The 10,486-nt window shown below is 71.8% G+C and carries 9 protein-coding genes and 1 pseudogene; 5 read left to right on the top strand and 5 right to left on the bottom strand.

The features are described from left to right. Window positions 1-74: 74 nt before the first annotated feature. Window positions 75-2,021, top strand: coding sequence for an amino acid adenylation domain-containing protein (locus tag AB0F01_RS30315; RefSeq protein WP_362102374.1), 1,947 nt, complete (start codon window positions 75-77; stop codon window positions 2,019-2,021). Between the two features lie 125 nt (window positions 2,022-2,146). Here the strand turns inward: AB0F01_RS30315 and AB0F01_RS30310 are convergent, their stop codons facing one another. Next, window positions 2,147-3,388 carry a cytochrome P450 gene (locus AB0F01_RS30310; protein ID WP_362102371.1) on the bottom strand — a complete coding sequence of 414 codons (1,242 nt, stop codon included), beginning with the start codon at window positions 3,386-3,388 and terminating at the stop codon, window positions 2,147-2,149. Window positions 3,389-3,594: 206 nt separating this feature from the next. Here AB0F01_RS30310 and AB0F01_RS30305 point away from each other — a divergent pair, with 206 nt between their 5' ends. From AB0F01_RS30305 to AB0F01_RS30290, 4 genes are all read left to right on the top strand, one after another. Then, window positions 3,595-4,386: an alpha/beta fold hydrolase gene (locus AB0F01_RS30305; RefSeq protein WP_362102369.1), complete on the top strand. Its 792-nt coding sequence runs from the start codon at window positions 3,595-3,597 to the stop codon at window positions 4,384-4,386. Further along, on the top strand, window positions 4,379-5,137 hold the full coding sequence (locus tag AB0F01_RS30300; RefSeq protein ID WP_362102367.1) for an SDR family oxidoreductase: 759 nt from the start codon (window positions 4,379-4,381) through the stop codon (window positions 5,135-5,137). The genes AB0F01_RS30305 and AB0F01_RS30300 overlap by 8 nt, the downstream gene beginning before the upstream one ends. Window positions 5,138-5,211: 74 nt before the next feature. Beyond that, window positions 5,212-6,453: a pyridoxal phosphate-dependent aminotransferase gene (locus tag AB0F01_RS30295; RefSeq protein WP_362102365.1), complete on the top strand. Its 1,242-nt coding sequence runs from the start codon at window positions 5,212-5,214 to the stop codon at window positions 6,451-6,453. Continuing rightward, complete coding sequence (locus AB0F01_RS30290; RefSeq protein WP_362102362.1) at window positions 6,450-7,169, top strand: tryptophan 2,3-dioxygenase family protein; 720 nt, start codon at window positions 6,450-6,452, stop codon at window positions 7,167-7,169. The genes AB0F01_RS30295 and AB0F01_RS30290 overlap by 4 nt, the downstream gene beginning before the upstream one ends. 56 nt (window positions 7,170-7,225) lie before the next feature. Here the strand turns inward: AB0F01_RS30290 and AB0F01_RS30285 are convergent, their stop codons facing one another. The 4 genes and pseudogenes from AB0F01_RS30285 to AB0F01_RS30270 form a co-directional block, all read right to left on the bottom strand. After that, window positions 7,226-7,735: a helix-turn-helix domain-containing protein gene (locus tag AB0F01_RS30285; protein WP_362102359.1), complete on the bottom strand. Its 510-nt coding sequence runs from the start codon at window positions 7,733-7,735 to the stop codon at window positions 7,226-7,228. Between the two features lie 902 nt (window positions 7,736-8,637). After that, window positions 8,638-9,018: a VOC family protein gene (locus AB0F01_RS30280; protein ID WP_362102356.1), complete on the bottom strand. Its 381-nt coding sequence runs from the start codon at window positions 9,016-9,018 to the stop codon at window positions 8,638-8,640. 187 nt (window positions 9,019-9,205) lie between these two features. Then, the gene (locus tag AB0F01_RS30275) at window positions 9,206-10,342 is read right to left on the bottom strand and encodes a ferritin-like domain-containing protein (RefSeq protein ID WP_362102353.1); all 1,137 of its coding nucleotides are present in this window, start codon (window positions 10,340-10,342) and stop codon (window positions 9,206-9,208) included. A 50-nt stretch (window positions 10,343-10,392) separates the two neighbouring features. Next, window positions 10,393-10,486, bottom strand: a pseudogene (locus AB0F01_RS30270) (IS3 family transposase); the annotation flags it as partial.

Here is a 10,486-nt window from a genome sequence, read left to right as displayed (position 1 = left end):
GACCTGTGTCGCGCGCGGCGCCCTCGCAAGGCGCCGGACCCATCCGGCGGCACCGTCACACAGGAGGTCGCTCGATGCCAGCCAACCCTTTCGAAGACCCGGACGAGCGCTACATGGTCCTGTGCAACCAGCGCGGCCAGCGCTCGCTGTGGCCCGCCCGGCTGCCGGCCCCCGCCGGCTGGCGGACGGAACTGCCCGCGGCCTCCCTGGACCGCGCCCGCGCCCACGTCGAGCGCGTCTGGCCGGACGTGCGCCCCCGCCCGCCCGCGGTGACCAGCTCCACCGCCGAGACCCTTCCCGTGCTCTTCGAACGGGTGGTGGCCGAGCACCGAGACCTGCCCGCGGTCGAGAGCGAGAGCACCACGCTGACCTACGGCGAACTCGCGGCCCGGGTGAACCGGCTGGCCCGACGGCTGATCGCGAACGGTCTCGGCCCCGGCGACCTCGTCGGGATCTGCGTACCCCGCGGAACCGAGCAGGTGACGGCGGCACTCGCCGTGACGACCGCCGGGGCGGGCTACGTCCCCCTGGACCCCGGCTATCCCGCCGCACTGCTGCACCACATGGCGGCCGACTCGGGGCTGCGGACCCTGCTGCACACCGGCCCCCCGCCGGTGGACGTCACCGGACTGGAAACCCTCGACCTGGCCGCCCCCGACCCCGCTCCCCGTCCGGCCCGGCCGGTCGCCGACGAGGAGCGGCGGCAGCCGCTGCACGCCGAGGACACCGCATACGTCATCTACACCTCCGGCTCCACCGGGACGCCCAAGGGCGTGGTGATCCCGCACGCGGGCATGGCGGCGCTCGCCGAGACGCAACGGCGCCGGATCGGCCCCGGCCCCGGCGACCGGGTGCTCCAGTGGGCCTCGTTCAACTTCGACGCCGGCTTCTGGGACCTGACGCTGGCTCTGCTGTCGGGGGCCACCCTGGTGCTCACCGACGACCGCGCGGTGCTGCCCGGCGAAGAGCTGCGCCGCACCCTGATCGGCCGGCGGATCAGTCACGCGGTGCTCCCTCCGGTCGCGCTGACCGCCACCGACCCGGACGGCGTCCTGCCCGGCGGGGTGGTGCTCTCCACCGGTGACTCCTGCACCCAGGCGCTGGTGGCCAGGTGGGCGCCCGGCAGGCGCATGTTCAACGGGTACGGGCCCACCGAGATGACCGTGGGAGTGACCATGGCGGGCCCGGTGCGGCCGGGCGAGCCGGTCAGCATCGGCGAGCCGTGGCCGGGCAACGAGGTACGGGTGCTCGACGTCGACCTCGAGCCCTGCCGGCCCGGCGAGGACGGCGAGTTCTACCTGGTGGGCGCGGGCGAGGCCCTCGGCTACCTCAACCGGCCCGCCCTGACCGCGGAGCGCTTCGTCGCGGACCCGTACGGTGGCCCAGGCAGCCGGATGTACCGCTCCGGCGACCTCGGCCACCGGGACAAGGACGGCACGCTCTACTTCACGGGCCGCGCCGACCGCCAGGTCAAGCTGCGCGGCTTCCGGGTCGAACCGGGAGAGGTCGAAGCGGCGTTGGAATCCTGCGAGGGAGTCCGGCTCGCCGCGGTGGTCGTCACCGGCGAGGTGGACTCGGCGCGCCTGGTCGCCTTCGTGGTGCCCGGCGCGGACCCGGCCGACGGCCTCGCGGCGGAACTGCGCGGGCGGCTCGCCGCGCGGTTGCCCGCGCACATGGTGCCCTCCCGCGTCGAGGTGGTGGCATCCCTGCCGATGACCAGCAACGGCAAGATCGACCGGCGCGTCCTGGAGCAGCGGGCCGCCGCGAGCGCCGCCACGCCGCCCGCCGGGCCGGCCGCCACCGTCGACCCCGTAGCCGCGCTGTGCGCGCTGGCCGCCCGGGTACTCGGGGTGCCCGTGGTCGCGCCGGACGACAACTTCTTCGACCTGGGCGGCCATTCGGTCCTGGCGGTGCGGCTCGCCAAAGCCGTGCGGGACGAATGGGGGATGACCCTTCCGGTGCGGGCCGTCTTCGAACGGTCCACCATGGCGGAGCTGGCCGGCCTGCTGACCGTGGACTGAGATCGGACGGGGCACGGGCCGAAACGGGGCGCGGGTCACGCCCCCGGCCGGCGTGGCCCGTCGCGGGTCCTGCCGGCCCGGCGGCCCCTTTCCCGGCCGGACGCCTGACGGGAGGCGGACGCGGCTCAGTCGAGCCGCAGGCGCAGGGAACTGTGGCCGAACAGGAAGCTGGAGTAGACGCGCGGCGGTTCCGCCAGGATCTCGATCCGCTTCACCCGGTGCACCAACGAGTCCAGCACGGCGGACAGTTCCAGCCGGCCGAGGAAGGCGCCCAGGCAGAAGTGGGGGCCGTGCCCGAGGGCGACGTGCGGATTGTGCTCCCTGCCGACGTCGAAGGCGCGGGGCCGCGTGAAGACCTCGGGATCGTTGTTGGCCGAGATGTTCCACAGGGTGACGATGTCGCCCGCCGACACCTCGGCATCTCCGATCCTCAGGTCGACCGTGGCCGTACGGGCGAAATGCATGGCAGGGGTCACCCAGCGCAGCACCTCCTCCACCGCCGACCGCACCGCCACCTCGCCGGTCCGCAGCCGGTGCCACTGCTCCTCGTGGGTGCCCAGCGCGTGCAGTGCCCCGATCGTGGTCACCCGCGTGGACTCGTCGCCCCCCAGGATCAGGCTGTAGCAGTTGAGGGCGAGATCGTCCTCCGTCATCGGCTCGCCCTCCACCCGGGCGCCGGCGATCATGCTGATCACGTCCTCGCCGGGGTGTCGGCGACGCTCGCGGACCACGTCCACGAAGTACGACAGGATCTCGTTGCGGGCCTCCAACGCGTCGAAGGGGTCGTCCTCGGCGCTCTCCGACGACAACGCGCGCTTGTTCCAGCCCAGCAGCGAGGGCCGGTCGGCGACGGGCAGCTCCAGCAGGTCGCACACCGTGTTCAGCGGCAGATGCTCCGCGATGTCCCGCGCGGCGTCGGCTTCGCCCGTACCGGCCACGGCGGCCACCAGAGCGTCGGCCCGCCGCCGCACCGCCACCTCCACCTTCCCCAGCACCCGTGGCGAGAAGGCACGCAGCATCACCTGGCGCAGCTCGCGGTGGCGGGGCCGGTCCATCACCGCCAGCATCCGCCCGCCGGCCGAGTCGCCGCCGCTCAGCAGGACGTCCAGCACCGTTCCCCGGGCCGAGCTCAGCCGGGCCGCGTCCTTGTAGCAGGCCAGGACGTCACGGTGCCGGGCCACCGCCCAGAACCCGGGGCGGCCGTACGCAGGGGGATGCCAGCGCACCGGATCACTGCGCCGCATCCGGTCCCAGTACGCGTACGGGTCGTGCTCGACGAACGCCGCCGGGTCGGCGAGGTCGACACCCGCCCCGTCGGTGACGTCGTCCGTGCCGCCGCGAACGGCGCCGCTGTGGGAGGAGACCACCGGGAGACTCCTTTCGGCCCGGACACCGGGCCTGTGCGAGGTGCTCGGCCCGGGCACCGGGCCACTGGGAGGTGCTCGTATCCGGCCTCGATCCTCACCTCTCGCGCCCCCGCCCGAGGCGGCGCTGAATGAATGATGAAGGTTTCCGCGGCGGCCCGGGGCATGCGTGCGATTCTCACATCCGAGGCGGCGAAGGGGGATCGGCCATGGGCGTGCACAGCGGATCCGTGCGCACGGTGTCGAGCACGGAACACCCCGGGCTCAGGCTGCTCGGGCTGCCGCACTCCGGTGGCCGCGCGGAGAACTTCACCGGCTGGCGAGCCCCGTTCCGGGCCGCGTTCCCCGGGGCCGCCGTCGAACTGTGCGCCGCGCAGTACCCCGGGCACGGCGACCGGCTGACGGAACCGCCCGAAGAGGAAGTCGGCGCGATCGCCGAGGAGATCGTCGCCGACCTGACCCGGCTGCCACCGGCGGACCTGCTGCTCTTCGGCCACAGCTTCGGCTCGGCCGTCGCCTGCGAGGTGGCCCGCCGGTGCCCCGGGGCGGGCCTCGACGTCGTCCTTCTCGTCGCGTCCGGCGCCTGGGCACCCGGGGATCCGGCCCGGACCCCTCGCGACGAACACCTGCTGCCCGACGAGGAGTTGTGGGAGCGCCTCGTCGCCCTCGGGGGCATCGACCCCGGCATCGCGTCGCAGACCGAGCTCCGCGACCTGCTGCTCCCCGCGATGCGCGCCGACATCGCCGCGCACGAGCGCTACCTCACCTGCCGGGACCCGGTGCCGCTCCACTGCGACGTGCACGTCTGCATCGCCCGGGAAGATCCCCTCGTACCGGTCCTGGCCTGGCGACACTGGGGACGTCTCACCACCGGGAACACGAGCCTCGACATCACACACGGAGGCCACTTCCACGTCTTCGACGACCCCGCGCCGCTGCTGGAGGACTTGGCGCGACGGGTTCCCGTCCACACGAAGGGATGCGGTTCGGCGCATGAGTAGTCCTTGGGCAGGTCTGCGGCTGGTAGTCACCGGCGGCGGCTCGGGCATCGGCGCCGCCGTGGTCGCCCGCGCAGCCGGACTCGGCGCCCACGTCCTGGCGATCGGCCGACGGGCCGACCGGCTCGCGGAGGTGACGGCGAAGGCGAGGGCCGGGGGAGCGGGCACCGCGGTGCCGTACGCCGTGGACGTCACCGCCCCCGACGCCGCCGCGCGCATCGCGGAACGCGCGGGGGACCTGCTCGGGGGCGTCGACGCCTTGGTCAACAACGCGGGGCACGCGGTCTTCGACCGACTGGAGGACGCCGCCGAGGCGGACCTGCGGGAGATGATCGACACCAACCTGGTGGCTCCCGCCCTGCTGATCCGGGCGCTGCTGCCCCTGCTGCGCGCCAGCCGGGGCAGCGTGGTCAACGTGTCCTCCGTCGGCGGCGTCCTGGCGATGCCGAACCGGTCGTTCTACGGGGCCAGCAAGGCCGCCCTGAACTCCCTGACCAGGTCGCTCGCCGTGGAACTGGCACCGGAGGTCCGGGTGAACGCGGTGCTGCCCGGCCCGGTCGACACGGGCCTGTGGGACCTGGCGGCGGGCGACGGCGCGGACGCCCTGCGCGAAGGAATCGTGGCCGGCACCCCCCTGGGGCGGTTCGGCCTGGCGCAGGAGGTGGCGGCCTGGGTGTGCCACCTCGTCGACCCCGAGACCTCGTCCTGGGTCACCGGATCCCTGGTGTCCGTGGACGGCGGGCGTACGGCCTGAGCCACAGCCCGGCAGCACCACCCGGCCGGCTCGATCCGGCCGGTCCTGCCCTTTAGCGGAAAGGCATGAATCAGATGACGCAAACCGCTTCACCGTGGTTCGCCCCGGCCTCGGCCATCCCCTCCTCCTGGCTGTACGAGTCCTTCCGGATCGCCAACGAGCGCGAGCGGGAGCACCCCGGCCAGATCAAGCTGCACGTGGGCGAGCCCGCCTTCGGCCCACCCGACTCCGTCGCCAAGGAGTTCGTCGCCGCCGTCCTGGACGGCCGGGCCCGCTACATAGACGTACAGGGGCTCCCGGAGCTCCGCGAGCGTCTCGCGGACAAGCTCGACACCGTCAACCGCATCGACACCGAGCCCTCCCGGATCTTCGTCACCCCCGGTTCCTGCCAGGGGCTCAGCGCCCTGATGCGATGTCTCGCCGACTCGGGCGCCGAGATCCTCATGCCGGAGATCCACTGGCCCGTGCACCTGCAACAGGCCCTCCTCGCCGGCTTCCGCCCGGTCTTCTACAAGCTCGACGAACACTTCGCGCCCGACCCCGAGTCGATCCGGCAGGCGGCGACCCCGGCGACCCGGGCGCTGCTGCTCAACACCCCCTCCAATCCCACCGGTGCGGTCGCCGGGCTCCCGCTGCAACGGATCCTGTACGAGATCGCCGACGAGCGGGGCTGGCAGATCATCAGCGACGAGGCCTACGAGGACTTCGCGTTCTCCGGCCCCCACCTGTCCATCGCCGCCCTGGAGCGCGACCGACCCGCGTCGCAGCGCATCGTCAACAGTGTCTTCACCTTCTCCAAGGGGCCGGCGATGACCGGCTACCGGCTCGGCTACGTCGCGGTGTCGCGGCCGGAGACGGCCGCCGCCATGCGCACCGTCCAGGAGTCCTGCATCATCGCGCCCAACGCGCCCGTCCAGTACGCCGGACTGGCCGCCCTGGACGCCTCGGGAGTCCTCGCCGGCAACCACGACTTCGTACGCGGCAACCGGGACGCCGCACTCGCCCCGCTGGTCGACGAAGGGCTGCTGCCCGCGCTGCCCGGTGGCGGCTGGTACGCCATGGCCGACATCTCCTGCACCGGTCTGACCGGCGAGGAGTTCAGCGCCGAACTCATGCTCCGTCACGACGTCGTGGTGGTTCCCGGCAGCGGGTTCTCCGCACGGCCCGAATTCGCCGCGGACGGCACGATGCGACCGCTGAAGCCCGGCGGGGTCGCGTCCGGCCTGGTCCGGATCGCGTTCTGCATCGATCAGGAGCAACTCGTCACCGGAGTGGAACGTCTGATCGAACTCGTCCGCGAGAAGAGGCAGCGGTGACACCCACCGAGGTGACCTACGCCTCCTACCTGAAGCTCGACGAACTGCTGACCCTCCAGCAGCCCCGCACCCCCGAGGACGACGCGGACCTCGCCACGCTGCTCTCCGAACAGTTCTTCATCGTCAGCCACCAGACCTGTGAACTGTGGCTGAAGCAGATCCTGAGCGACCTCGCCGCCGTGGAGGGCCACTTCGCGACGATGACCACCGCGGGCCTGGAGCGGTCCGTTGACCTGCTCTACCGGGCCGGCGAGCTGCTGCGCCTGCTGCACGAGCAGCTCATGGCGCTCGAACGGCTGCCGTTGGAGGACTTCGCCCAGTTCCGGCAGTACCTCGGCATGGCCAGCGGTGCGCAGTCCAGCCAGTCCCACCAACTGGAACGGGTGCTGGGCAGCGCCAGCCGGTCCGGCTCCCTGTTCCTCGCCTTCCGCTCCGGGCTCGAACGGATCGGCGCCGACCTGGAGGAGATCATCGCCGCAGGTGTCGAGGCGGGCTCGTACCACCGCGCCGTCGAGGCGATGCTCCGGGTCGGCAACGGCTACTTCCAGTGGAAGATCGGGCACGTGGGCTTGGTCATGAAGATGATCGGCGAACAGCCCGGCACCGCCGGCACCTCAGGCGCGGCGCACCTCATGGACCGTGCCACGATGCCGTTCACCGAACTCCACGAACTGCGCGGCAAAGTGCACGAGCGCCGGCGCCGGCAGGCGGGCTGACCGCGGCGAGCAGCGCCCCGGAGCGCGCAGGCGAGCGCGTTCCGGGGCCGGTCGCATCAGGTGGCGGTCTCCAGGATGTAACCCCGCCCCCACACGGTGCGCAGACTCAGGCGGACGCCGTCCAGCCGCTGGCGCAGCCGCATGATGTGCAGGTCCACCGCGTTGCTGGTGACCGTCTCGTTCCTGATCCGCCCCAGGGCCTCCTTGAGCACATCCCGGCGGACGAGATGGCCGAAGTCGGCCAGGAAACATCGCATCATCTCACTCTGCGCCTCGGACATGGGCACCGACTGCCCGCCGTAGTACAGAACCCCGGTCGGATCCAGCGCGGGGACGAAGTCTGTGCCGGTGCGCCGCTGAAGGGTGTGGACGCGAGCCGCCAGGTCGAGGCGGGCCACCGGCGGGCGCACCCAGTCCTCGGTGGGGGAGATGTCGCCCGGCGGCGCCGTCTGACCCTCCAGGACCAGCAGGCACGGCAGTCCCGCCGCGCGCAACTGGTCGCGTTCGTGGCTCTGCACCGGCCAGCGGAGGAACTTGACTTCCCTGTTGTGAGTGAGCGTGACCATGATCCTGCCCCCGATCTCCCGTGACGAGTGACAACTCGTGGTCGAGGACCGGCGGCGCCGTCGGTGCATGCAGGCGTCCTCTCCGGCGCCGCCATCGGACGGACGGCCGACGGTGCCGCCGGAACTGGCCCGGGACGCGTGCGTGAGGTTCTGCTGGCTGGCTTCGACGCCGGTTCCCGTGTGACGTCGTCACCGGCCCCCGTGTGTCCGATCCTGCCCGGTCTCGATTCCAGGTCGATGCCGGATGGATACCGCCTCGGCGTGGACCGGATTCCGGCTCGGAGCGTGACGCGCGCTCCTCCGCGACCAACGCGGCGGGGACGCCGGAAGAACCACGACACGTTCGCGGGTGACCGCCCGGTGACCGCCCGGTGGCCGCCTGATGATCGGCGAACCGTGCCGGAGCGCGACCGGCCCCGCGACCGCCGACCACGGTTCGGTGGCCGGTCCACGAGGCGCCGCTCCTGGACACCCGACACCGGGAGAGCGCCGCCGTGCTGGGGGACGCCGCGCACGCTGTGACCCTCGCCGGGGGGCCGGCGCCGCGCGCAGCATGGTGGACGCCGGACGCCGACGAACTCGCCCTGGCGATGCACGAACACCCGACCGTGGAGCGGGCGTTCACCGTGTTCGAGGAGTCGCGGCGGGACCGGGGTGCCGCGATGGCAAAGCAGCCCCGGCAGACGGGGGCGGTGACGACGCCCGACCGGTGGATCACCCGGGCGATACGCGACCTGATGCTGCCCAGGGTCATCAAGCAAGGGGTGCGCAAGGGCACCCAGGTCTGTTCCCGACGGCCTTCGCCGTGGCCCTCGCGGGTCGTCCGAGACATACGCGGACCCCAGAACCTCCGCTGCCGCTCCTCTCGGAGACGTGACCCCGCGAGGAGCGGCAGCGGTGCCTCAGCGCAGTGCGCCGGTGACGATCCACAGGTGACCGAACGGGTCGCGGATGCGTCCCTCCCGCTTGCCGTACGGCCGGTTCTCGATCGGTACGACCACGGTGCCGCCTCCGGCGAGCATCTGCTCGGCGACGGCGTCCTGGTCCGCGAACTCCGCCTCCAGGAGGACCGGGGAGCCGCCGACGTCCTCGGGCGAGAGCCAGCCCCACTCGGACACCGCGGGGGACAGGGAGAGCGGGGAACCGCCGATCTGCAGGACGACGACCATCACGCGGCCGGCGTCGTCCTCGGCGCGGAAGACCTCCTTTGCGCCCATGGCCTTTTGGTAGTAGGTCGCGGCGGTGTCGGGATCCGGGACGATCAACCGTGGTGTCAGACTCATGAGTTGACCCTATATGCCCCTGCGGAGGCTCACAGGGTTCGACATGGTCAGTTCGCGCCACGTCCTGCGGCCGCCCTCTGGCAGCTCACCTCGGACTTGCCGGTCCCGTCGGATCAGGAGGAACGCCGGGCCGACGGCCCGAACAGCTGTCCAGACGACTGCCGGCTGGTTGTCCAGTGGCCGCCCACTACACCCGATCCTCCTCGTCCGCCCGACGGTCGCCGACTGCTCCCTCCTGGACGGTCGCGTATATCTCAGCCACCCGTTCCCGCTCCTCCACAGCGAACCGCTCGGCGTCGAGGCGATCGGCGATCTCCTCGTCCTGGTTCATGAGCAGGTCCAGGTTGGAGTCCCCCAACTCCAGCACGCCCAGGTCGACATAGGCCTGCTGGAGCCGTTCGCCCCACAGCCCGATGTCCTTCACGCACGGCACGATCCGGCTGAACAGCAGCTTGCGGAAGAGCCGCAGACCCCCGGACTCCTCACTCAGCCGCTCCGCCTCCACCCTGGGGATGCCGAAGTTCTCCAGCACCTCGGTTCCGCGCAGCCGGTCGCGCATCAGATAGCAGCCCTCGATGACGAAATCCTCGCGCTCACGTAGTTCGGCATCGGTGAGTTGCCGGTAGTGGTCGCGCAGCGCCATCCGCCCGAAGGCGACGTGCCGCGCTTCATCCTGCATGACGTACGCCAGTATCTGCCGGGGCAGCGGCTTGTCCGTGGTGTCCCGGATCAGACCGAAGGCGGCCAGCGCCAGCCCTTCGATGAGCACCTGCATCCCCAGGTACGGCATGTCCCACCGGCTGTCGCGCAGCGTGTCGCCCAGTAGCGCCTGCAAGTTGTCGTCGACCGGGTAGACCAGTCCGATCTTCTCGTGCAGGAATCGGCCGTAGATCTCGGCGTGCCGCGCCTCGTCCATGGTCTGGGTGGCGGAGAAGAACTTCGCGTCCAAGTCCGGCGCCGACTCCACGATCCGCGCCGCGCAGACCATGGCGCCCTGCTCACCGTGGAGGAACTGGCTGAACTGCCAGGAGGCGTAGTGCCGGCGGAGCTCGGCCCGGTCGCGCTCGGACATCTTGGCCCAGTACCGGCTGCCGTACACGGACATGGCCTCGTCCGGCGTCCCGAGGGCGTCGCACGGATCGACCTCCAGGTCCCAGTCGATGCGCTTGGCTCCATCCCACTGCTTGTCCTTGCCCTTTTGGTAGAGCGCGAGCAGCCGTTCGCGGCCGTCGTCGTACTCCCAGCTGAACCGGGCTGCCCCAGAGGCGGGTACCTCCCAATGCGAGGCGCCCGGGCCGTCGGCGTACAGGTCGAAGGTCGGCATACCAGGCAGGCTCTCACACAGGGTCGCCGCCTGGTCACCCCTGACGCGCTCTTGCCGCGGACCGCTCCGGCGATGCCGAGCTCGCGCATGAGGCGTTCGACGGTGCAGCGGGCCACCGCGACATCCTGGCGGTTCAAGAGCCGC

The organism is Streptomyces sp. NPDC029526, from assembly GCF_040637405.1.
Lineage (GTDB): Bacteria > Actinomycetota > Actinomycetes > Streptomycetales > Streptomycetaceae > Streptomyces.
This window is presented reverse-complemented; position numbering and strand designations above follow the sequence as displayed.